The organism is Enterobacter cloacae complex sp. ECL72 (assembly GCF_019056635.1).
Classification (GTDB): Bacteria; Pseudomonadota; Gammaproteobacteria; order Enterobacterales; family Enterobacteriaceae; genus Enterobacter; species Enterobacter hormaechei_C.
In genome coordinates, this window is the sequence record NZ_CP077659.1 from 1,832,583 (window position 1) to 1,855,790 (window position 23,208).

The 23,208-nt window shown below is 55.7% G+C and carries 22 protein-coding genes; 10 read left to right on the forward strand and 12 right to left on the reverse strand.

Annotation, left to right across the window (positions count from 1 at the left end; translation table 11 throughout):
- Positions 1–125: 125 nt before the first annotated feature.
- Positions 126–1,316 (forward strand): cytochrome c biogenesis protein/redoxin, encoded by a 1,191-nt coding sequence (locus KTH07_RS08825; RefSeq protein ID WP_017382351.1) that lies wholly within the window; start codon positions 126–128, stop codon positions 1,314–1,316.
- A 6-nt stretch (positions 1,317–1,322) separates the two neighbouring features.
- Here the strand turns inward: KTH07_RS08825 and tam are convergent, their stop codons facing one another.
- Positions 1,323–2,081 carry a trans-aconitate 2-methyltransferase gene (tam, locus tag KTH07_RS08830; RefSeq protein WP_023296628.1) on the reverse strand — a complete coding sequence of 253 codons (759 nt, stop codon included), beginning with the start codon at positions 2,079–2,081 and terminating at the stop codon, positions 1,323–1,325.
- 84 nt (positions 2,082–2,165) lie between these two features.
- Entirely contained in the window at positions 2,166–2,750 is a 585-nt protein-coding gene (locus tag KTH07_RS08835) for an NUDIX domain-containing protein (RefSeq protein WP_017382349.1), read from the reverse strand.
- An 86-nt stretch (positions 2,751–2,836) separates the two neighbouring features.
- Here KTH07_RS08835 and KTH07_RS08840 point away from each other — a divergent pair, with 86 nt between their 5' ends.
- The 4 genes from KTH07_RS08840 to KTH07_RS08855 all read left to right on the forward strand — a co-directional run bounded on the left by KTH07_RS08840 (position 2,837) and on the right by KTH07_RS08855 (position 6,539).
- A complete protein-coding gene (locus KTH07_RS08840) occupies positions 2,837–3,595 on the forward strand; it encodes a DeoR/GlpR family DNA-binding transcription regulator (RefSeq protein ID WP_015570520.1) in 759 nt (252 codons plus the stop codon).
- A 104-nt stretch (positions 3,596–3,699) separates the two neighbouring features.
- A complete protein-coding gene (locus KTH07_RS08845) occupies positions 3,700–4,992 on the forward strand; it encodes a glycoside hydrolase family 28 protein (RefSeq protein ID WP_023303742.1) in 1,293 nt (430 codons plus the stop codon).
- On the forward strand, positions 4,992–5,606 hold the full coding sequence (locus KTH07_RS08850; RefSeq protein ID WP_023303743.1) for an NUDIX hydrolase: 615 nt from the start codon (positions 4,992–4,994) through the stop codon (positions 5,604–5,606). Before KTH07_RS08845 ends, KTH07_RS08850 begins: the two co-directional genes overlap by 1 nt.
- A 363-nt stretch (positions 5,607–5,969) precedes the next feature.
- Positions 5,970–6,539 carry a hypothetical protein gene (locus KTH07_RS08855; RefSeq protein WP_017382346.1) on the forward strand — a complete coding sequence of 190 codons (570 nt, stop codon included), beginning with the start codon at positions 5,970–5,972 and terminating at the stop codon, positions 6,537–6,539.
- A 50-nt stretch (positions 6,540–6,589) separates the two neighbouring features.
- On the opposite strand, the gene KTH07_RS08860 is transcribed toward KTH07_RS08855, so the two are convergent.
- The 3 genes from KTH07_RS08860 to KTH07_RS08870 all read right to left on the reverse strand — a co-directional run bounded on the left by KTH07_RS08860 (position 6,590) and on the right by KTH07_RS08870 (position 8,322).
- Positions 6,590–7,075 carry a GNAT family N-acetyltransferase gene (locus KTH07_RS08860; protein ID WP_017382345.1) on the reverse strand — a complete coding sequence of 162 codons (486 nt, stop codon included), beginning with the start codon at positions 7,073–7,075 and terminating at the stop codon, positions 6,590–6,592.
- Entirely contained in the window at positions 7,063–7,329 is a 267-nt protein-coding gene (locus tag KTH07_RS08865) for a DUF1778 domain-containing protein (RefSeq protein WP_003857131.1), read from the reverse strand. The genes KTH07_RS08860 and KTH07_RS08865 overlap by 13 nt, the downstream gene beginning before the upstream one ends.
- A 63-nt stretch (positions 7,330–7,392) precedes the next feature.
- Complete coding sequence (locus KTH07_RS08870) at positions 7,393–8,322, reverse strand: LysR family transcriptional regulator (protein WP_023303744.1); 930 nt, start codon at positions 8,320–8,322, stop codon at positions 7,393–7,395.
- A gap of 129 nt (positions 8,323–8,451) precedes the next feature.
- Here KTH07_RS08870 and KTH07_RS08875 point away from each other — a divergent pair, with 129 nt between their 5' ends.
- Positions 8,452–9,840, forward strand: coding sequence for an MFS transporter (locus KTH07_RS08875; RefSeq protein ID WP_032619651.1), 1,389 nt, complete (start codon positions 8,452–8,454; stop codon positions 9,838–9,840).
- A gap of 21 nt (positions 9,841–9,861) precedes the next feature.
- On the opposite strand, the gene KTH07_RS08880 is transcribed toward KTH07_RS08875, so the two are convergent.
- Genes KTH07_RS08880 through KTH07_RS08890 form a run of 3 tightly spaced genes read right to left on the reverse strand, consistent with a single transcriptional unit; the run spans position 9,862 to position 12,572 of the window.
- The gene (locus tag KTH07_RS08880; RefSeq protein ID WP_023303746.1) at positions 9,862–10,857 is read right to left on the reverse strand and encodes a DUF2891 domain-containing protein; all 996 of its coding nucleotides are present in this window, start codon (positions 10,855–10,857) and stop codon (positions 9,862–9,864) included.
- Positions 10,858–10,866: 9 nt separating this feature from the next.
- Complete coding sequence (locus KTH07_RS08885; RefSeq protein WP_017382341.1) at positions 10,867–11,853, reverse strand: DUF979 domain-containing protein; 987 nt, start codon at positions 11,851–11,853, stop codon at positions 10,867–10,869.
- Positions 11,850–12,572, reverse strand: a complete 723-nt coding sequence (locus tag KTH07_RS08890) for a DUF969 domain-containing protein (RefSeq protein WP_003857121.1) — start codon at positions 12,570–12,572, stop codon at positions 11,850–11,852. Before KTH07_RS08890 ends, KTH07_RS08885 begins: the two co-directional genes overlap by 4 nt.
- Before the next feature lie 224 nt (positions 12,573–12,796).
- On the opposite strand from KTH07_RS08890, the gene KTH07_RS08895 reads away from it, so the two are divergent.
- Entirely contained in the window at positions 12,797–13,345 is a 549-nt protein-coding gene (locus KTH07_RS08895) for a winged helix DNA-binding protein (protein WP_003857118.1), read from the forward strand.
- Here the strand turns inward: KTH07_RS08895 and glgX are convergent.
- Genes glgX through treZ form a run of 3 tightly spaced genes read right to left on the reverse strand, consistent with a single transcriptional unit; the run spans position 13,342 to position 19,685 of the window.
- Entirely contained in the window at positions 13,342–15,417 is a 2,076-nt protein-coding gene (glgX, locus tag KTH07_RS08900) for a glycogen debranching protein GlgX (protein ID WP_023303747.1), read from the reverse strand. The genes KTH07_RS08895 and glgX overlap by 4 nt on opposite strands.
- A gap of 15 nt (positions 15,418–15,432) precedes the next feature.
- Positions 15,433–17,901 (reverse strand): malto-oligosyltrehalose synthase, encoded by a 2,469-nt coding sequence (gene treY, locus KTH07_RS08905; protein ID WP_023303748.1) that lies wholly within the window; start codon positions 17,899–17,901, stop codon positions 15,433–15,435.
- Entirely contained in the window at positions 17,898–19,685 is a 1,788-nt protein-coding gene (treZ, locus tag KTH07_RS08910; protein ID WP_040117661.1) for a malto-oligosyltrehalose trehalohydrolase, read from the reverse strand. The genes treY and treZ overlap by 4 nt, the downstream gene beginning before the upstream one ends.
- A gap of 131 nt (positions 19,686–19,816) precedes the next feature.
- On the opposite strand from treZ, the gene KTH07_RS08915 reads away from it, so the two are divergent.
- The 3 genes from KTH07_RS08915 to KTH07_RS08925 all read left to right on the forward strand — a co-directional run bounded on the left by KTH07_RS08915 (position 19,817) and on the right by KTH07_RS08925 (position 22,425).
- A complete protein-coding gene (locus tag KTH07_RS08915; protein WP_023303750.1) occupies positions 19,817–20,344 on the forward strand; it encodes a GNAT family N-acetyltransferase in 528 nt (175 codons plus the stop codon).
- Positions 20,345–20,455: 111 nt separating this feature from the next.
- Positions 20,456–21,340, forward strand: a complete 885-nt coding sequence (locus KTH07_RS08920) for an SDR family oxidoreductase (protein ID WP_032619648.1) — start codon at positions 20,456–20,458, stop codon at positions 21,338–21,340.
- A 107-nt stretch (positions 21,341–21,447) separates the two neighbouring features.
- The gene (locus KTH07_RS08925; protein WP_017382334.1) at positions 21,448–22,425 is read left to right on the forward strand and encodes an MBL fold metallo-hydrolase; all 978 of its coding nucleotides are present in this window, start codon (positions 21,448–21,450) and stop codon (positions 22,423–22,425) included.
- A 117-nt stretch (positions 22,426–22,542) separates the two neighbouring features.
- Here KTH07_RS08925 and KTH07_RS08930 read toward each other — a convergent pair whose 3' ends face one another.
- Complete coding sequence (locus KTH07_RS08930; RefSeq protein WP_015570507.1) at positions 22,543–23,127, reverse strand: nuclear transport factor 2 family protein; 585 nt, start codon at positions 23,125–23,127, stop codon at positions 22,543–22,545.
- Positions 23,128–23,208: the final 81 nt, after the last annotated feature.

Consider the following 23,208-nt stretch of genomic DNA (forward strand, 5'->3'; position numbering starts at 1 on the left):
GTGTATCTGCACGCCGCGCCGATACGCCGGCAGACAAAATTCAGCTTTTCGCACACGGTCTGAACACATTCGTACGGTGAAATAACCTCACTGCACCTTCGCAGCAACCGTATCGTGAGGTCGTTATGTTTCTGATAATCGCTTTTTTAGGCGGCATGATTAGCCTGCTCAGTCCGTGCACGCTTCCCGTCATTCCTCTGCTGTTCGCTGGCTTTCAGGGGCAGCGCAAACACATTCTGGCGCTTCTGGCGGGAATGATTGTGATGTTCACGTTGGTGGCGATGGTAGTAACGGTTGCCAGCGAGTGGATCGCTGACGCCACCATTATCGGTCGCTGGATTGCGCTGCTGGTACTGAGCATTGCCGCCCTGGCCCTGATCTTTCCGCAGTTCGCTCAGCGCATTGCCCGCCCGGCGGTCAGCGCGGGAAACGTTCTCAACACCCACAGCATGCAGCGACGCGGCCTGGTTTCGGCTTTTCTGGCAGGGCTGGCCGTCGGGCTGCTGTGGTCCCCCTGTGCCGGACCGATTCTCGGGGCGATCTTCAGCATTAATATTGCGGGCCACTCGGCTATCGCAACCGGAGCGCTGTTAGCCGCTTACGGCAGCGGGTGCGCGTTGATGCTGGGGCTGCTTGTCGCGGGGGGCCGTAAGTTGATAACCCCTCTGAGAGCCAAATCCGCATTGATGGCGCGTTTGCGTCAGGGAGCGGGAGTGATGATGTTAGCCGCCGTTGCGTTCAACGCCAGCGGGATGACCTCAGCCCTGAAAGGCGCCAACGGTATTGCCGACCAGCTGGAAAATGCCCTGTTGAGCCTTGCGCAACCCACCTCCACGCAGGTGAAACTGCAACCGGTCGCTGACGCGACGCCGGGCAGCCAGCTACCGTCATTAAGCGGCGGTACGGGTTGGGTAAACGGTGACCCTGTCACGTCTGAGGCCTTGCGGGGGAAAGTTGTGCTTATCGATTTCTGGACCTGGGACTGTATCAACTGCCAGCATACGCTTCCGCACGTGCGTGACTGGGCGAAGAAATATCAGTCTGAAGGTCTGGTAGTGATTGGCGTCCACACCCCGGAATACCCCTGGGAAAAGCCGTTATCATCGGTGAAAAACGCGGTCAACAAATGGCAGCTGCCGTACCGCGTAGTGACGGATAATAACTACAAAATCTGGAGCGCGTTCGGAAATCAGTACTGGCCAGCACATTACTATTTCGATGCGAAAGGGCAACTGCGTTACACCGCGTTTGGCGAGGGGAACTACGACAAGCAGGAGGCCGTAATTCAGCAGTTGCTCAAGGAAGCGCGTTCCTGATCCGGCTTACGGAACCCGCTGAGCGACCATAAACAGGCGCGGAAAAGCCAGCAGTATCTGCCCGTTCTCCTGGAGCGGATACTGCTCTTCCAGCAGCTCAAGGTAGCGTTTCAGATAGTTTTTCTGCTCGCTTTCGTTGAGTTCCTGTAACCACGGCCGTAACCCCGTCGCGCTGACCCAGTCAATAATCGCCTGATGAGAGCTCATCTGATGGAAGTAGGTGGTGCGCCAGATATCCACGTCGCATCCCGCTTCCGTCAGAATATCGTAGTAGGCATGGATACCCGGCAATGGCTCGCGGCCACGATCGGGGTAGCCCTGTTCCCAGGCAACTTCACGCATAAGGGCGTGCGTCGGCTCAAGCCAGTTGTCAGGCATTTGCACCGCCAGCACGCCGTTTAACTGGAGCAGTGAAACCAGGTGTGGCAGAAGGTGGTAATGGTCCGGGATCCATTGCAGTGAGGCGTTGGCGTAGATCAGGCTGAGCGGCTGGTCAGGTTTGTAGTGCCGGATATCCGCCTCAACAAAGTGGCAGTCTGGCAGGGCCTGTCGGGCTTCCTCCAGCATGGCCGGGGAGTTATCCACGCCGGCGATCTGCGCAGAAGGCCAGCGCTGTTTCAGCAGCGCGGTGCTGTTGCCTGGCCCGCAGCCCAAATCCACGCCAGAGGTTATGTCAGCAAGCGGCACCCGGGCGAGTAACTCAGCGGCGGGACGTGTGCGTTCTGCGCTGTACTGTAGATAAAGAGAGGGATCCCAGTCGGCCATTTTCGCATCTCCATGTTGAGGTGTTCAGCAAGAATAGCACAGGTAAATACCTGCGCCGGGGCAGGTATCTGGCTAATGGTGAGATTATAAAATGCCTTTGAGGGCCAGGTGATAGAGCAGCATGATGGTTTTTCCGTCGACAATCTGCCCATTTTCAATGCCCCGAAGCGCGTCGTCCAGCGTCATTTCCAGTACGTCGATATCTTCTCCCTCTGCTTTAACGCCTCCGCCCGCGCTGGTCCGATCCTGCGGGTGATATTCCGCCAGATAGAAGTAGAGTTTCTCGGTAACCGAGCCCGGGCTCATATAGGCCTCAAAAATTTTCTCTACGCGCGTCACCTTATACCCGGTTTCTTCTTCCGCTTCGGCCTTAATCCGGCTTTCCGGGTCAAGGTTATCGAGCAACCCGGCGGCCGCCTCAATGAGATCCTCTTCGTGACCATTTATAAACACCGGGAAACGGAACTGACGCGTCAGAATGACGGTTTTGCTGTCGCGATTATAGAGCAGGATCGTCGCGCCATTCCCCCGGTCATACACTTCACGCTCTTGTCGCTGCCAGTCGCCATCGCTGCGCTGGAGGTCAAAAGTATATTTTTTCAGGTTATACCAGTTGTCGGACAACGTTTCGCTGTTGATAATGCGTATATCTGCACGTTTTGATTGCACGTTTGGCTCTCCTTTCGTAGAGTAAGCATCATAAACAGCACTATCGTGCAAATACAAGACATATCGTGCAACAACAGGAATAATTCATGCTCACAAGCCAGCGTAAACAGTTGATTCTGGAAAAACTGGAGGCGGAAGGTCAGGTCCAGTCTACTGCGCTCAGCCTCTTTTTCTCGGTGTCTGAGGACACTATCCGCCGGGATTTACGTGAACTGGCGGCAGAAGGGCGTTTGCAGCGTGTTCACGGCGGCGCACTGCCAGCATCGTCAGCGATTGCGCCTTTTGCCGAGCGTCAGTCCGTTAAAATGGATGCAAAAAAACGCGTGGCACGGCGAGGCGCGCAGCTCATTTCACCGGGGCAGGTGGTGATCATTGATGGCGGGACGACCACCTCCGAACTTATTACGTTCTTACCACCCGATTTACGGATAACCGTGGTGACGCACAGCCCGGGTATCGCTTTGGGGCTGGTCGACCATCCATGCATAGAGGTGATCCTGATTGGTGGTCGTTTGTATAAACACTCCATCGTCACGGTCGGCGCGGCCGCTATTGAAGGCATCAATAATATTCATGCGGATCTGTTCTTCATGGGGGTCACCGGCGTCCATCCTGAGGCCGGGCTGACCACCGGAGATTACGAAGAAGCGTGCATCAAACGTGCATTTTCCGGTAGAGCGGCGGAAACGGTGGTATTGGCCTCACCGGAAAAGATCAACACGGCCTCGGCGTTTGTGATTGGCGACCTGTCGCTGGTGAATACGCTGGTTGTTGAAAACACAACGGATGAACGCTGGGTGAGCGCTCTGAAAGAAAAGGGCGTTGCGGTGATCGCAAGCCAGTAAATATCTGCTTTTTTGCCAGCCTGACCGCGTGGCTGTCAAACAGACAAAGGTTATCCTTCACGCGGATTTCTAGACTAAGGCTTTCATCTGTTTAAGGACAAGCCATGAAAGCGGTCTCCATTCTGACGTGCGGCGCGGACCCAACCGCGCAACGCCTGTCAACGTCTGCCATTCAGCAGGCCATAAATACCGCTCAACAGAACGATGTCATTGTTATTCCGCAAGGCCGTTTTCTGACCGGAGCACTGTTCCTGAAAAGCGGTGTTTCGCTTCGCCTGGACGCTGGCGCACAGCTCGTTGGAAGCCAGGATCTGGCTGATTATCCATTGATAAACACCCGGGTGGCCGGCATTGATATGCGCTGGCCGGCAGGCATTATTAATATCATCGATTGTGAAAACGTCAGTATTACCGGTACAGGCACAATAGACGGGCAGGGTGTTATCTGGTGGCAACGCTTCTGGGGCGATGACGAGCGCAGCGGCATGGTCGGCGATTACAGCGCCAGAGGATTGCGCTGGGTGGTTGATTACGACTGTCAGCGCCCGCGCAATATTCTGGTCTTTGAAAGCCAGAGCATTCTGCTGCGTGATTTTACCAGTCGGGAGTCCGGATTCTGGAACATGCATCTTTGTTATTCGCGCCATATCACGGTTGAGGGCGTGCAAATCAGCAATTCTGCGGGGCCGAGCACCGACGGGATCGATATCGATTCCTGTGAACAGGTGCGGGTTGAACGCTGCATTGTTTCCTGTAATGACGACAATATCTGCATAAAATCAGGACGAGGACGCGAAGCGGCGCAAAAAGCACGTACCGCTAGGGATATAGTGGTTCGCGGTTGTACGCTGAATAAGGGGTCCGGGATCACGCTGGGGAGCGAAACCTCAGGCGGCATTGAACGCGTCCTGATAGAAGATAATGCGTTTAACGGTACGGGCGTCGGGTTTCGCATTAAGTCGGCCCGCAACCGGGGCGGATTTATCCGTGATATCACCGTCCAAAATTTACATCTTACGGACGTGCGTTTTCCGGTGCTGATCCAGCTGAACTGGTTTCCGCAGTACAGCTATGGCGACCGGGGAAATTTATCTGATAAACCAGAACACTGGCGCAAGCTGGCTGAAGGTGTTGAGGGCGAAGCCGGTCTTACTGCGGTCAGCGGACTGACGATTAAAAATATGACGGCGCGTCGCTCAGACAACAAATATTTCTCGCGGGCATTTTTCATTGAGGGGTATCCGGAGCGTCCTGTGACCGGGTTAACGCTGGACGGAATTTTGATTGACGCGTCAGAGTTCGGGAAAATTTCCGGTGTGGATGGGTTGCGCTTTAAGGATGTGCAGGTGACTGCCGTGGAGAACACGCAAGACCGTAACGACAGTTATGAGCGTTGATGTATTGCACGGTGAAGGCGTTAACGTTACTGTTAGAGAGCTACAAGCAAAGAAATCAGGGGCTTACCGTGAAGAAAGAGATAAAAACACTGGAATCGAGACAGATTTATCGTAACCGCTGGATGTCGCTAAAGGAAGACCGGATTCTGAGAGCCAATGGGAGCGAGGGGCTTTATTCCGTCATTGAAAAAGATGATTTCGTGGTCATCATTCCGGTTGAGAATGATGAAATCTATCTGGTTGAACAATACCGATACCCTCTGGGCCAGAGAACCACAGAACTCCCTCAAGGAAGTTGGGAATGTTCTCGCGACGCTGCACCTGAAGACGTTGCCAGAGGCGAGCTTAAAGAAGAAACCGGGTTAAACGCCGGGAAAATGGAGTACGTCGGTTATCAAAAGCTCGCACAGGGTTATTCAGCCCAGGGTTATCATATTTACCTTGCCACGGAGCTGACATTTACCGGCCAGCAACTGGAGGAGGAAGAATACGGCCTGACGGTGAAAAAACTTAAAATTAGTGCCTTTGCTCAATTAATACGTGACGGCAAAATCACTGACGCCACCTCAGTTACGGCATTCCTGCTGGCGAGAACAAAAAATATGATCTCTTAATCGTTTCCGGGGGGCTCCGATTCTTAAAGCGAGCCGGACTCTAGCGATAACGTTTTAGATTAATATTGAGTATCCATACCTTTAGTGCGCATAATGTATATTATGTTAAATAACCTCCATGGGTCTGTTGTGATAATGAGTTTGTGATTTGATCGCTGAGTTAACGCTGCTATTCGTTTCCCCAGCGAATCTTTACTAAAATCACTGCAGCGCGAGTTAATGAGTGCGGTCAACAACGCATCGGCCTTTGTGGGGAGTTCACTCACAGGGACTATCCGCAACCCACAAAATACCGTCCAGTCAGGGCGTTATGTAGTTGGTGTGCTGCAGTCATTTTTACCTAACTAAACGCTGAGTATATAAATGTTTAAAGTTTTAACCCGTCGCCTGCAATATTGTAACGAGGTGTCCGCCAGCATAAAAAATGCCGCCCCGACACAGTTGCAGCAGCTTAAGACGCAGTTGGCTGAAGATATGGTTAAGCCTGTGGGACTACATACCATGGGTATTCCGGCGGCGGTCAGTACGCTCGGGGTGATTGTCAGTTTCGCCATTCCGCAACTGTGGCTGGGGTATGGCGTACTCGCCGCACTCGGCCAGCCAGCAGAGCGCGTATTCGTGTGGGTCGTGCTGATCGCCCTGCTCTTCGCTGGCATCAACGGAGTGACGATGTTTATGATTGGCAAAGGTAGCATGCGTGCCGTGCGGTTACATCTTACGCTGGCGGTGCTAAGCCTGGTATTAACGGCAGCCTATCTGCTGGCCGCGCTGAGCGGTAGTTCTTCTTCGGGCGTCAGTCTGACCGCGGCGCTGGTAAGTATTGTCATGCTTGGGCTTAGCGGTATCTGTATCCTCTCTACCGCTTTCTATAAGATGCTGCTATTTACTTTGCATAACAGAGTCTGGCGCAAGCTTATCAGCCAGACGCGCTAAACATTCATTCCATTAAAATCCCGCCGCTACGTGCGGCAATCCGACTATCGCTACTGAGGAAGCCTGAGAAACAGTGTCCGTTCCTGAGTCTGCGATGCTTTGAAACCATGGTGGATATAAAACGCTTTGGCTTCCTCAGTGAGTGCATGAACCATGATCGCTCGCACCCCGATATTCTCAGCTACCCGATAACAGCGTAAAACCGCATCGTGGAGTAAATCGGCTCCCAACCCGTTTCCGCGTAACGAGACATCCACAGCCAGACGGGCAAGTATAATCACGGGAATGGGATCCGGCATGTTACGCCGCAGATTACCTGTCGCTTGCGTATGGTTAACGCTGCCGGTAGCCAGAGAGTAAAATCCCGCGACCTGCTTCGTGCCCGTTTTACAAACGACAAACGCTCGGGCTGCGCCGAGCGCCTGGTTTTTCAGACCTCTTTGTTTTAGCCATTCGTCAAGCACGGCCTCTCCGCTGACGAACTCCGCCAGTTGATGGACGCTGGATAAGGGCTCTGGTGCTGTTACACGTCCCACTGCGGTTTCCTTGCCAGCAGTTTTTCTATGGCAGGATCGTCCGCGACCGGGGCATCGAGCATGTCAATGAACTCTGCGTACTGTTCATCGTTAAAATTGAATACACGTCGATCGAGGATCACATTCTCGGCTGCCTGACAGGCCATCTCCAGAATGAAGTCCGTGCGTGATTTATGGAGGATCTCTGCGGCGGCATCGATAAGCGCCCGCTGGGATTCTTTGGCTCTGAGATTGAGTTGAACATCTGATTTCATAGGTATACCTCTTGTATAGCAATTGCTTTACAAGAATAGCATAAGCGGTGTGTATAGCAATCGCTATACAGAGCCCGAAATTATGTCTGACCTCTCCACACCGCATATCGCAAGAATTTGCTCTCTCAGCCAGCGGTGACCAGGGTCGCGTTCCATTCTTGGGTGCCACATCTGCGATACCGTAATACGACGGCTTTTGAACGGCAACTCGAACAGATGTACCTGGTCCGTTACCTGCTGATTGAGTAAATAGAGCGCGGGTATCATGGTGATAAGATCCGATTCCAGCGCCACGGACAGTGCCGTCGGAAATCCCGGTACGACGCTGGCGATTTTACGTTTTGTCCCCAGTTCGGCCAGCGCATCGTCAACGGAACCGTGCAACGCGCCCTCGGGTGACGCTACCACATGGCCCCAGGCGACATAATCCTTCACGCCTATTTCTGCCTGCTTAGCCAGCGGGTGTCCCTTACGCACGACGCCCACAAACCGATCCTCAAACAGTCGTTGCAGCCGTATTTCAGGCCCCATATTGCTCTGGACGCCAATCTCCAGATCAACCAGCCCTTCCCGAAGATAGCGCGACGTTTTTTCCGGCTTAGGCGCAAAGCGTATACAGACGTCCGGCGCGGCGTCGGCCACAGCCGCTATAAGCGCAGGCCCAAACGCCACCACAAAACCATCGTTTGCCCTGATGGTAAAAAGGCGCGCCAGACTTTGCGCACTGAACGTTTCAGTTGAGGGCTGCAATACCGCCCTCGCCTCGTGCACTGCACGTCTGGCGCGATCCCGGGTCGCTTCGGCCCACGGGGTTAGTACCATGTTACGCCCGGCGCGCACCAGGATCGGGTCGCCTGTAACGTCGCGTAACCTGCTTAATGTCCGGCTCATGGCCGAGGTGCTGAGGTTCAGACGACGTGCTGCACCTGCGACACTCGCTTCGCTCAGCAATATGTCGAGTGCAATCAGTAAATTAAAATCAGGATCGGTCATAGCGCTCATTCCTGTTCATTCAGATAAGGCGTTTCGTGCAACGATAAAGTGCAAATGGTGCGCCTTCCGCCCTGTAAAAGCCATCTTTATAGTTTTGTCATCCATACACTATTCTCAGAGGACAACATGATGACGCTCTTTTCCAGTCAACCCGGCGACGAAGGACTGCCTGGCCCGGCGCGCGCACGGGTGATGGCCGCAATTATGACCACCACCTTAATGGGCGTGTTTGATGGCACCATGATCAACATTGCCCTGCCCTCCATGGCTCAGGAGATGCAGGTACCTGCCAGTATTGCCGTCTGGTTCGCCAACGGGTATCTGCTGGCGGCTGCGATGACGCTGGCGATATTCGCGGCGCTTGCGGCCCGCCTGGGTTATCGCCCCGTATTTCTGGCAGGTCTGACGACCTTTACCCTGACATCACTGGGTTGCGCGCTGGCGAATACACCCGAAGTGCTTATCGGTATGCGCGTGCTTCAGGGGATCGGCGGCGCGGCGACGCTGAGTATTGCCCCCGCAATCCTGCGGTCCGTATTTCCCGGGCGATTGCTTGGCCGCATTCTGGGGTTGCACGCCCTGCTCATCGCCTCCAGCTCCGCTATCGGCCCGGTATTGGGCGGGACGATCCTTCACACCCTGAGCTGGCAATGGCTGTTTGCGATAAACGTTGTTCCCGGCACCCTCGCCTTACTGCTGGCGGTCAAAGCGCTGCCGCGGGATGCGGTTCGAAAGCAAGCGCCTTTCGACAACCCGGGCGCCATATTGTCGGCGCTGCTGTTGGGGTCGACGATCATGGCGGCGAACAGCCTCCATGACGCGACTTATCACCTTGGCAGTCTTTGCTGGACAATGCTCGCTGCGCTGAGCGGCATGGCGTTTATCTGGCAGATCCGCCGCGCGGATAACCCCTTACTGCCGCCGATGATGTTTAAAAATGAACGTTTTACCCTCGCGGCCTTCACGTCGATGATTGCTTTTGTCAGCCAGGGGATCACCTTTATTGCGCTGCCCTTCCTGTTTCAGAGCGAATACGGCTACAGCCCGGTGTTGTCTGCCCTGCTGTTTACGCCGTGGCCGCTAGGGATCGTACTGATTGCGCCGCATGCAGGCCGGTGGGCAGACACGATTTCAGCCCCGGCGATATCCACCCTGGGGCTGATGATTTTTGTCGTCGGTTTGATCCTGCTGGCAACATTACCCGACCGCCCTTCAGTGTGGGATATCTGCCTGCGGAGTCTGGTGTGCGGAGTGGGGTTTGGCTGCTTTCAGAGTCCCAATAACCGGGAAATGCTCTCCAACGTTATTCGTGAGCATGCGAGCTATGCATCCGGTGTTTTATCCATTATGCGCACGTTCGGGCAGTGTCTTGGCGCCGCCGCCGTGGCCGTTCTGCTGGCCGCAGATGAAAGGTCAATTCATGTTGCGCTGTGGGTCGCCGCCGCAGCTTCTGCGGTAGCGGTCGTCGTCAGCGCGAGCCGGTTGCGTAAAATCACTCATCCTGCGGAAACAGGATGAGCACGAAAATATAACTAAGCGCTACTCCAGCGCCAGCAGCGCAAAACTCGCCAGCCAGTGGCCGCCGCTGTAGTGACTGCCGACAACATGCTCCACGCTTGCCGAGAGATGGCGCGCAACGGCATCCTGTAACGCCTGTTGCGCCGGGTGGTTTTCCAGCAAAGCGCGGGCAATGTGCTTCATACACCACGCGCGGCTGAGGTTAAGCCCGTCCAGATGTGCGATTTTCGGGTCGGTGCGGTCGCTTACCTCAGCCGGGTTCATCAGCGCTGAAACGGCACCCACTTCAGGCAGAAACGCATCGAACCAGGCCGGGAAATTCTCTACCACCTTACTCATCAGTAACGCCTCGGTCAGCGCCCCGGAGATATACTCGTCGCCGCCCGGCTCATAATGCGCCGGATATTGCGTGTCCGTATGATAAAAGCGCGTCGCCGCGTCCAGGATCGCCTGTTCAAGCCCGTCATCCGTCACCGCCCGGGCATAATCCAGCCCCAGCGCGAGCGCAAACGCCGTGTTGTAATGTGTTCCGACGCGGATGGGATAGGTGAGCTTGCTGAGGTAATCCACCAGCCGCTGACGAATATCCCGCGTTAACGGTTGCAGCGTCTGGTACCAGCGCTCCGCCTGTGGCAGTGACGACTGTTTCAGCTCCTGCGCCAGCGCCAGCAGCCAGCCGTAGCCATAAGGCCGCTCAAACGACGCGCGGAACGGCGCGGTAAAATAGGCCAGCTCCTTCGCCACCTTCTCGTCGGTCAGGTGTTCTTCGAACAGAGTGACGATCTCTTCCCGGCACGGCAGTTCGGGCCAGAGACGCAGGCAACGCAGCAGCAGCCAGTAGCCGTGCACCGCAGAGTGCCAGTCAAAACAGCCGTAAAAGATCGGGTGCAGCTCGCGAGGCGGCAAAACGTCGCCGTCATCGTTGAGCAGATGCATAATGTGGTTCGGGTATTCCTGACGTAAATAGGTCAACGGCATTCTGGCAAAGGCGTCAGCCTGATGTTGGGTTAATTCCATTGCAGCTCCTTAGCGAAACACGAGGAAATACATTAAGAACACGTTCACCACCAGCAGGGTTAACGCGGTCGGGATCTGGATCTTGATAACCTGATATTTGTCTTTTAGCTCCAGCAGCGCGGCGGGCACAATGTTGAAGTTGGCGGCCATCGGCGTCATCAGCGTGCCGCAATAGCCAGCGTACATACCGATAGCCAGCAGCGGCGCCGGGTTACCGTGATGGACGTTAATCAGGAATGGCAGAGCGATACCGGCGCTTAACACCGGGAAGGCTGCGAAGGCGTTACCCATGATCATGGTAAACAGCGCCATCCCCACGCAGTAAATGACCACCAGCATGAAGCGGCTGTCCGGGTTAACAAACAGGCTGACCACCTTTTGTACCGATTCTCCGGTATTCGCCACCACAAACACGCCGCCAAGCATGGCGAGCATCTGCGGCAGGATCACCGCCCAGCCAATGGTATCGACCAGCCGACGCGACTGACGCACCGCATGCAGCGGCGTACCTTTTGTCAGCCACCAGCCGGTAAGGATAGCCGCCACGCATGCCACGCACAGCGCCGCCAGCGTAAGCTGTTTCTGGTCGAGCAGATAAACGCCGCCAATCGACACGCCTTTCAGAAACAGCGTCCCGATGACCGTTACCACGGGGATCATCAGTGCCGGTAAAAACAGCCAGTTTTTCAGCCGGTTCGACGAGGCAACACGCTCCTCCTCGGTGGACATTTTATAGTGCCCCTTCCCGACCAGCCCGAAACCGGCCAGCAGCGCAATCACGATAACGGCGCCGCCAATAATGCGATACGCCAGCGACTTACCCAGCTCCTGCACCATCAGATCGCCAAACAGGAAGATCCCGCCGAACAGAAACCAGAACAGCGCCGTGGTATAGCGTTTCGGGTTAGCGCGGTCGCGAAGGGTCATCACAACCAGCAGCATCACGACGAAGCCGATCAGGTAATACACGCGGTTAATGGTGATGAGGGTCATCATGGTGCGATCTCCTGCGTACCCTGCTCTGCTTTCCAGGCCATCACGTCGCGACGAATGCTGGCGTCGAGGCGCAGCAGACGCGTCATATGGATGATCAGTGCCGCAATAGCGGTCGGAATGGCCCACAGGCCGATATGCAGCGGTTCGATCCCCTCGATCCCGTTCTCTTTCAGGAACGCATCAATCAGCAGTACCGCGCCAAAGGCGATAAAGATATCTTCCCCAAAGAAAACCGCGATATTGTCACACGCGGCGGCATGGGCTTTGATTTTGTCGCGGATAGTCTGCGGCAGTTCGCCGTATTCATTCAGGGCCGCCCCTTCCGCCATCGGCGCCAGCAGCGGACGCACCGTTTGCGCGTGGCCGCCAAGGGACATCAGGCCCAGCGCAGCCGTCCCTTCGCGGGCGACAAAGTAGAGCATCAGGATACGCGCCGAGGTGGCGCTGGCGATCTTCGCGACCCAGGCCTGGGCGCGCTCTTTCAGCCCGTAATACTCCAGCAGGCCAATCACCGGCAGGATCAGAATGAAGGTGGCAAGCGATCGGCTATTCACAAACTTTTCGCCAAAGGTTTCCAGCAGCATACCGAAATCCATGCCAACCAGCAGGCCCGTCGCCAGCCCCGCCACCACGACAACCAGCAGCGGGTTGAAACGCAGTGCAAAACCAATAACCACCACCGGAATCCCGATAAGTGGCAACAGTGTAGAACTGTCCATAAACGTTACCCTATCCAAAGTGAGCGTTGCGCGCCGACGGCTATTTTTTATACTTCGCAGCAGAGCGAAGCCGGTGCATTACGGCGCGCGATGTTGTGTTTTGCGTCAGGCTCCACAGAACCTGCACTAAAAAGCTATATCTGAACGTCAAAAACATGTAAACAATTTATCAATAAAATGTTCTTATTTTATCGGCGAGTTTACATTTCGGGGGAAGGATCGTTATGACAGTAAAGAAAAAGACGACAGCGTTAAACCACGACGATATTGCGGACGGGCGAATCGTCTCCTCCCGTCATCTCGTCTCAGAGCGGTGTGCTGAATTATCAGAGCTGGAATATGCGCTGATCATGACCAGCAATGCGTTTAACAAATGGATGGTGCGCTGCATGACCGCAGCGGGTGAACCGGATATGGGGGCCTTTGACGTTTCGCTTCTGCACCACGTGAATCACCGCAACCGCAAGAAAAAGCTGGCCGACATCTGCTTTGTGCTGAACGTGGAAGATACCCACGTGGTAACGTATGCGCTGAAAAAGCTGGTCAAGGCGGGATATGTCACCAGCGAGAAAGCCGGAAAAGAGCTTTTTTTCTCCACCACGGAGGAGGGAAAAGCGCTGTGCATGAAGTACCGGGAGGTGCGGGAGGCCTGCCTGATCAACATTCATGCGGAAAGCGGCATTCCGGGAGCATCAATTGGCGAGACCGCGCAGTTACTCCGCGCGATCTCCTCCCTGTATGATACCGCCGCACGCGCGGCGGCCTCGCTTTAAGGACGGCGGAAAAGCGTCATACTCCGCCCGGCCAGTTCATAATCGACGGATTCCGTGATGATTTCCCCTGTGGGGGCCTCATCCGCCGTCGAAAGCTCCAGCACCCAACCCCCTTCGCCAAACTGCGGGATCTGGAATGGAACCGTGCCTTCAAACGGGTTAAACAGCATCAGCACGTCGTGCCAGACGCCCTCTTCCTGCTCAAGATCGGGACGGCTGATGGCAAGACCAAGGGTGGAACCCTCGTCCCATTGTTCCGACTGCTGCGGTCCGCCGCCGGCGTTAAACCAGCGGATCTCCAGCCCGTCGCGCCAGTTTTCACGTCGCAGCAGCGGCTGCGTCGCGCGCAGGGCAATCAACTGACGGGTAAAGTCGCGCAGCTTCTCGTCGTTTTCAGTGAGTCCTTCCCAGTTTACCCAGGAGATCTCGCTGTCCTGACAATAGCCGTTATTATTGCCCTTTTGCGTCCGGCCAAATTCATCACCTGCCAGCAGCATCGGCGTGCCGTGCGAGAAGAAGAGCGTGGTGAGGAAGTTGCGCTTTTGCCGCTCGCGGGTGGCGATGATATCCGGATTCTCCGTCGGCCCCTCTTCGCCGTAGTTATACGACCGGTTATCGTTATGTCCGTCGTTATTATCTTCCCCGTTATCGGCGTTATGTTTCTCGTTATACGACACCAGGTCGTTCAGCGTGAAGCCGTCATGCGCGGTAATAAAATTGACGCTGGCCCACGGACGACGCCCGCGCAGATCGTACAAATCACCGGACCCTAACAGACGGGCGGCAAAATCGTTAGAGACGTTATCCCCCTTCCAGTATTCACGTACCGTATCGCGGTATTTGTCGTTCCACTCACCCCAGCCAGGCGGGAAGCCTCCCACCTGATACCCGCCGGGGCCGATATCCCACGGCTCACCGATGAGCTTCAGCTTCGACAGCACCGGATCCTGGGTCACGGCATCGAAGAAGCCGCCGCGCGGATCGAACCCCTCCGGCTCACGTCCGAGAATGGTCCCGAGGTCAAAGCGGAAACCGTCAATCTGCATCGATTCCGCCCAGTAACGCAGGGAGTCCATGACCATCTGCAATACGCGCGGGTGTGAAGTATTAACGGTGTTTCCGGTGCCGGTGTCGTTGATGTAATACCGGTGCTGATCCGGCATGGTGCGGTAATAGCAGAAGTTATCAATCCCCTTAAACGACAGGGTTGGCCCCAGCTCGTTGCCCTCCGCCGTGTGGTTATAGACCACGTCGAGGATCACCTCGATGCCCGCGTCATGATAGGCACGCACCATGTCGCGGAAACCCTTGATCCCCGCCGGGCCGTAATAGCGGGACGCTGGCGCAAAGAAACCGAGCGAGTTATAGCCCCAGAAGTTTTTCAGGCCGCGATTGAGCAGGTGCTGATCGTCAGGGAACCAGTGAACCGGCAGCAGCTCGACCGAGGTAATGCCGAGGCTTTTGATGTACTCCACCGACGCTTTATGCCCCATCCCCTCAAACGTACCGCGCAGTTCAGGCGGAATAGCCGGGTTAAGCTGGGTAAAACCTTTGACGTGGCTCTCATAGACCACGGTATGCGGCCACGGGATATCGGGTCGGCGGGAGTCTTGCCAGTCAACGGCATTGGGGTCGATGACCTTACATTTGGGCGTAAACGGCGCGCTGTCTCGCGTATCAAAGCTGAGATCCAGCTCATCGTGTCCCAGCTCATAGCCGAAGTGGGCATCGTTCCACTCAATGTCACCCACCAGTTCACGGGCATAGGGGTCAATAAGCAGCTTATTGGGATTGAAGCGGTGACCGTTCTCCGGATCGTAAGGGCCATACACACGGTAACCATACAGCGCCCCCGGTTTCAGATCCGGCACATAGCCGTGCCAGACCTCATGGGTATATTCCGGCAGTTCCAGGCGGGCTATTTCTGTTTTTCCCGAAGGATCAAACAGACACAGCTCTACCCGCTCCGCGTGGGCGGAAAACAGAGCGAAGTTCACCCCTTTCCCGTCATAATTTGCGCCCAACTGCTGGCCATGACCGGCCCGAATTTCAAACGTTGTATCCTTTGGCATTTTTGTTCTCCTCGATTAGTCGCAGGTAAGCAGAACCAACAAACATCCCTTTTCAGACGTTAAATCCAGCGTCTCTGGCAGAAGGCGGCGCTCACCGGTAAACAGATCCCGGTAGTGCTTCCCGGCCAGCTCCTGGGGTATGGCCACCGTAGTATTGGCCCACAGCATCGCATTGTCGGTGACATCAAACACCAGACGCGGCACGGCGACGATCAGCGCCTCGTCATCTTTTATGCGGGCATAAACGATCAGATTCTCTTCCCGCTCGCCGGTCACCTTCAGCGGCAGCCAGTCGCCGTAGCGGAAAAGCGCGGGGTAATGCGGCCGCAGCCGTAACAGCGTGGCGGTGACGTACTGCTTCACGCTGCCCTCTCGCCAGCGTTGCGCATCGTTAAAAATGGTTCCATCCGCTACGCTGAGGTTTTCCGCCAGCGCGGTGAAATCCGGTTCGCGGCGGTTATCCGGGTCGACCAGGCTGAAGTTAAGCCCTTCGCTGCCCTGGTAGATGTCCGGTACGCCTGGCGCAGTCAGCTTGATCACCGTCTGGCTCAGGCTGTTCATTAACCCAGCCCGAATAAACGGCTGGAGTGCGGCACTGAAATCACGCAGGAACAGGGTGTTATCCGGGGAGAGCAGATGGCGCACGTAGTCCAGCACCACGCTCTCGTACCCTTCGTTGCTGTCGATCCAGTCGGTACGCTGCTTGGCCTCGCGCAGGGCTTTCTCAATAAAGCCGAGGAAACGCTCTTCCAGTGACTTAAGACCATCACGATCGTCTGGCGACAGCGTGGCTGGCCAGACGCCCGCCAGCGCCTGGAAGATCATCCAGGTGTCGGCGGCGTTCGGCGCGGTGCCGTCGTTGAGGAATCGAACCTGCGTCTGGTTCATCTGGCGCCAGCGCGCCAGGTTTTCCCCCCACAGATCTGGCGCTTCCGTCAGCGTGTATAGTCGCGCTCGCGCATCCTCGCCGCGTTTGGTGTCGTGGGTGGAGGTTCCCAGCAGCGCATCGGGCTGGCGGGCAAGACGAATACGCATCTCCTGATGAAAACGGGAAAGTGAAAACGCGCGCGGCGTCGGGTCGGCGCCGACTTCGTTCAGGGCCAGCTCCAGGTTATGGCGAAAGAACAGCGTATCCTCTACCGATTTCGCCATCAGCGGCCCGGTCAGTTGCTGAAAACGGGTGCGGAAAAGCGAGGCCAGCGCGTGGTCATCCTCCGGCAGATCGCCGGTGAGAATACGCACGATCAGGCTGAGCGCGGGTTCAGAGGTGTCGACGCTGGCGACCACGCGACTGAGCAGCGCCACATCCGGTGGCGTCAGCCCCTCTCCGGTGCCGTAGGTGCGATACACCGGAAACGCGATAAGCAGCTCGCGCAGGGCATGGCGGATATACTCATGCTCCACTTGGGCGCCGTTATGCCCGGCCAGCTCGCTGGCTATTTTGAGCAGCGTGGTAAATTCACCTTCAAAATTACGATCGGTCATCAGCCCTTTGGCTTTGCGAAGTTCCGCCTGCCTGTCCACGGTCGTACCCAGCGTCTCGTCGTAGAGCGTCTCCAGTCGAGAGAGGTTGGTATCATCCACCAGCACTTCCGCCAGAGAGGCAATAAACTCATAGCCCGTTGTACCCGAGACCGGCCACTCCGGAGGAAGCTGTTCCCCTTTGGCGAGGATCTTCTCTACCGTGATGTAGCAATCCGGTCCGGTCGCCGCACGCAGGCGCTGCAAATAGCCCAGCGGATCGGCAAGCCCGTCCACATGGTCAATGCGCAGGCCATCGACAACCCCGTCGTGAACAAGCTCAAGGATCAGGCGGTGCGTGTCTGCGAAGACCGCCTCATCCTCTACCCGCACGCCGACCAGCCCGGTGATTTCAAAAAAGCGCCGCCATGAAAGCTGTTTCGGCGCTTCCCGCCAGGACATCAGCCGCCAGTTTTGCGCCTCGTGGATCTCAGCGATGCTCTTGCCTTCGGCATACGTGCCGGGATTAAGCGGATAGGCGGTATCATAGTAAACCAGCGCCGCGCTGTTGGTGACACTGTCACGTTTTAAGGTGATAGCCCCCCGCTCCAGCTCGGCTTCAAAGGTGTCGCCAAGAAACGGCAACGTCAGCGGTCGGGACCAGTCGATATCAAAATATGCCGCATAGCGGCTCTGCCTGCCTTGTTCTATAACATCGCGCCACCAGCGGTTTTCCAGCGAGGTCGACATATGGTTAGGAACGATATCCAGAATCAGCCCCATCCCCGCCTGCTTCAGCGCTGCCGCCATGCGGTCAAACCCTTCCCGCCCGCCAATCGCCGGGTCGATTTCGTTGGGGTCGGTCACGTCATAGCCGTGGGTGGAATCCGTGGTTGCGGTGAAAACAGGCGACGCGTAAAGATGGCTAATTCCAAGGTCTTTCATATACGGAATCAGGTCCACCACGCGATCGAAGGTCATGCCGTTGCGAAACTGAATTCGGTAAGTAGAGGAAGGGATCATAGCGCTGCTTCTCCATCAGCTAAGCGAACAACAATGCTGTTTGGCGGCAGGTTATCGACTGCCTCCGGCCAGCTAAAGATCGTTTTTCCGGGCAGGTTCGGTAAGGCGAGCGGCTTTTTGCCGATATTCAGCGCCAGCGACAGCGTACCGGACGGGAAACGCCAGCTCACGGCAACCATGCCGAGCGCCGTATGCAGGACGTTACCCTCCACGGCGCCCCGCTGTTTCAGTAGCGGGACGATAAAGCGCTGACGCAGCGCAATCAGTTCGCGCGTAGCGTGCAGCCACGCCCTGCCTTCCTCCGTGTCTGCCTTGTTCCAGTCAAGCTTCGACCGCATAAAGGTATTTACGTCATTGGGGTCCGGTACGGTTTCATCGTGCCCGGCATGGCCGGTGAACTCTTTCGCGCGCCCTTCCCGCACGGCTTTCGCCAGGTCGCCGTGGAAGTCGGTGAAAAAGAGGAACGGATGCGTTTCGCCATACTCCTCGCCCATAAACAGCAGCGGAATATGGGGCGACATAAGCAGCGCCGCGAACAGCACACGCGTTTTATCCGCGCCTGCCAGAGAGATAAGTCTCTCCCCCTGGGCACGGTTGCCGACCTGGTCGTGATTCTGAATAAAATCGACAAAAAACTGCGGAGGTTGCTCGCGACACTCTACCCCGCGCGACTTTCCGGTCTGAAGCGAGATTTCCCCCTGGTAGACAAAGCCCTCTGCCAGCGCCCGCGCCAGTTTTTTCTCCGGCTCAAAGGCAAAATCCTGATAATAGGCGTGTGATTCCCCGGTCGCGAAGACATGCGCGGCGTTGTGAAAATCATCATTCCATTCGGCGGTGAAAAGCGGCGTCTGACCATGCTCATCGCGCGGATGCAGGAAAATCACGTTGCGACTGTCTTCGGTGGTCAGATGGATATGCCGATCCGGAAATGCGTCGCGGATCCGTTGCGCTATCTCGGGAAGAATATGGGTCTCAGCGTCGTCATGGATCTGGTCGATGGCGTCGAAGCGCAGACCGTCAAGATGATACTCCGAGAGCCAGAATAACGGCGCCTCGGCGATGTATTGCCGGACGGCCTCAACCTCATAGGCAATACCGTTGCCCCACGGGGTCATACGATCCCGATGGAAAAACGCTGGCGAGAGCAACGGCAGGTAATTACCTTCCGGGCCAAAGTGGTTGAGTACGATATCCAGCACCACGGAAAGCCCGAGCGCGTGGGCGGCATCAATGAAGGCATGAAAATCATCCGGTGTGCCATAAGCCGAGTGCGGGGCATACAGCAGTACGCCGTCATACCCCCATCCGCGCGCGCCCCCGAACTGGGACACGGGCATCACTTCCAGTTGCGTAATACCCAGCCCGGCCAGATAAGGCAGTTTGTCGATGGCCGCCCTGAAGGTTCCTTCCCCGGTGAAGGTGCCGATATGCAGCTCGTAGATCACCGTCTCTTCCCACGGTCGTCCTTGCCATTCCCGCTGAGTGGGCTGGCTGCGACGCGGGTCGATCACCACCGACGGGCCGTTGACGTCAGCCTGCTGCGCGCGTGAGGCCGGATCCGGCACCGCCATTCCATCCTGTAAAACAAACTGATAGGTCGTACCGTGCCTGACGCCGGGCACGTCAATCTGAAACCAACCGTCGCCCACCGCCGCCATGGGAATGTCGGTATCGGTTAAACGTAATGTGAGATCTTTCTGCCCTTCTGCCCAGACGCGAAAACGTACAACGTCATCGGAAATAAACTCAGCACCCCAGTGCCTGCGACATGTTCTGAATTCCATTCATTGTCCTCGAATGACCACCTTTTACGCGGAACGAAATACAAGCTTAGACCAGGATCTACAGAGTGTTATGCCAGCAGGGGATGCCGCTTCGTCTATTATCTATTTATAACTCCCACTTAAGGAATACTATGCATATTCGAAAAGGATTAAGTACAGACCTCGCCCGCCTTGAATGTTGTGATTTTTCTTTCAAGGTTGATGAGATTGCCAGAGAGCCATTTCTCAATGGTGATTTGCATATCGAGGCGCTGACCGAACCTTATCTTAAAACCTATGAACTTGATATCCAGACGCTGGAAAATCATTGCGTTAATCCGGATTCAATATTTCTTATCGCCGAAACGGATGACGGTGAAATCGCCGGTTTTATTACCGCGTCCTGCAACTGGAATAAATTTATTTCGGTGGATTACATTGCCGTGGAGCGTTCAAAACGCCGTACGGGCGCGGCGCACAAGCTGATGTCCGCCACCCACGTCTGGGCGCGAAGCCTCAATGCGCCCGGCTTACGGCTGGAGACGCAGAACGTTAATGTTTCTGCCTGTCAGTTCTATCGTCACTATGGATTTATTCTGGGCGGTTACGATCGCTATCTTTACAACGCCCTGCCGGAAAAAGATGAGGTCGCCCTTTTCTGGTATTACATGCTGGCTTGAGAAAATATTTTATATCCGCTACCGGAAGATAGATTTGTCTGAATTTGTCAATTTTTCCCGCTTACGTTTAATTAACGACTAATCTTGGAATTCACTATTAAGGAGGCCGGTATGTCTACAGGAAATAATCACACGCTGCATTACCCTCGTCCACCGTTTGCTGAACAATCGCAAAGGGCCCCCGGGCTGGCATCGGAAATGAAGCCAATACCGGATCATGGTGAAACAAGTTATATCGGGTCAGGAAAACTGGCAGGAAAAAAAGCGCTGATTACCGGCGGTGATTCCGGAATTGGTCGCGCGGTAGCGATCGCCTATGCCCGTGAAGGTGCAGATGTGGCTATTGGCTATCTCCCGGAAGAGGAGTCCGATGCGGCATCGGTCATTGCGCTGATTCGGGCCGAAGGCCGTAAAGCGGTCGCCATTCCCGGCGACATTCGCGTGGAGTCGTTCTGCGATACGCTGGTGGAAAAAGCCGTCGCGGAACTGGGTGGCCTGGATATCCTGGTGAACAACGCTGGACGCCAGCAGTACTGCGAATCGATCGACGATCTCACCACGGCAGATTTCGACGCGACGTTTAAAACCAACGTCTATGCCCCCTTCTGGATCACTAAAGCTGCGCTGCGCCATTTGCAGGAAGGCGCCGTGATCATCAACACCACTTCCGTTCAGGCGTTTAAACCGAGCGCGATCCTGGTGGACTATGCGCAGACCAAAGCCTGTAACGTGGCCTTTACCAAGTCTCTGGCTCAGCAGCTGGGGCCGCGTGGCATTCGGGTGAATGCCGTCGCGCCAGGTCCATACTGGACGCCTCTTCAGTCCAGCGGCGGTCAGCCGCAGTCCAAAGTTCAGAAGTTCGGGGAAGATACGCCCCTGGGCCGACCGGGCCAGCCGGTTGAAATCGCACCGCTGTATGTGCTTTTTGCCTCAGATACCTGCTCATACGCCTCCGGACAAGTATGGTGCTCTGACGGCGGTACCGGCGTGCTGTAAAGCATCCTCTCAGACCTATCCATTTCATGGATAGGTCACATTCACTTCCCTGCTGTTCTCAAAAATCTCAGTTGAACTATGATGAACTTACTATTGAGGAGCCCATCATGTTTACTGTGAAAAAACTTGCGTTATCAACCCTGTTGACCGGTTCGGTTTTATTCTTTCCCGCGATCCACGCGGTGGCCAGCGTTCCGCAGCATGTGGTGAAACAGCAGGCCGGCGGCTACAGCGTTCAGGTTGGCGATACGATTGTCACCGCCTTTACGGACGGCAGCGTGCCGCAGGACCTGCACGCCTTACTGCGCCGGACGACGGCGGAAAATACCGATGCGTTACTGGCCAAAAACTTCCAGGCCAATCCGGTGGAAGCATCGATTAACGCGTTCTATATCGCTATGCCCGGCCACAAAATTCTGGTGGACACCGGCTCCGGTCAGCTCTTTGGCCCCGGCAAAGGCGGGCGGCTGATTGAAAGCCTGGCGACGCAGGGTATCAGGCCGCAGGACATCACCGATATCCTGATCACCCACGCGCACTCCGATCATGCAGGCGGCCTGGTCAAAGACGGTCAGCGCGTATTTACCCGCGCACAGGTGTATGTCGGCAAACCGGATATCGATTTCTTCTTTAACGACGAGAACCAGAAAAAATCTGGCTATGACCAGAACTACTTCGACGTCGCGCACAAGACCTTAAAGCCCTATCTGGATGCCGGAAAAGTGAAGACTTTCTCCGGGACGGAACAGCTTCTGCCGGGCATCAGCGGTACGGTTCACCCGGGCCACACCCCAGGGTCCGCGTTCTACACGCTGGAGAGCAAAGGTGAAAAAATTACCTTTGTCGGCGACATCATTCACGTTGCCGCGGTTCAGTTCCCACAGCCCAACGTGACGATTGCTTACGATGAGGATCAGGACGGAGCCGCCCGGGTACGCAACGCAGCGTTCGCTGAGTTTGTGAAAAACAAAGATCTGATTGCGGCGCCACATCTGCCTTTCCCCGGGATCGGGTATGTGAAGAAAGGTGAGCGGGAAGGCTACGCGTGGGTTCCGGTGACCTATACCAACCGGGACGCCCAATAAGAGAGTCTCTGCGTCCCAGGCTAAATATTTCAGCCTGGGACCGCTATCTCACGCCCAGGGCCCCGCGGCCGGGTATTAACCAGCCGGCGAAATCTGTTCGGCCCTGCGCTCAACCTGTCAGACAGCCAGCCATTTTTTTGCGTTCGCTTTCATATTCGCTTCTAGTTCACTGTCACGCGTGGCAAATACGCGGCCGAGGGGAAAACCGCTTTGTTCCAGCAGATAAGCTAGCGCGGCATATTCCCGCGGATAGTTGGCAGCAATTTTTGAATCAATCTCAACCGGGCCCAGCGGAAAGGTGAAAATACCCATGTCGTAGATGCTCTGACGATGGAACAGCTTCCATACGCCCTCTCTCTTTTCTGCCAGATCGTAGAAACGATTGTGGCATTCGCATCCAATATTAAGTTTTATATTTTCAGCGATGATCATCGCATTGGTTTCAAGAATCGCTTTGTCGCCGCGGTCGTTAAAAGTGACGACGGGCGAGCCAATCATATGTTTTGTGCGCAAATCTGAAGCGCCCATACGCATGGAACCCTCGACAAAATCGCTCGCGAGCCCTTCGAACCACGTAATTTCGATTGTGCCGTCCGGATGAAAAAGATTACGCAGCTGCTCCCATTCGCCCAGGTCGCGGTGCATCCAGCCATTCATGAGGTCGTTAAGATCCTGACGGTCTTGCAGTTGGTGAGTTTGCATTGTTTGGTTCCTGTTTGAGTTGATGCGTTCAGTTTGGCCGTGAAGCGGTTTATACTCAAATATATATATTTTACTAAACAA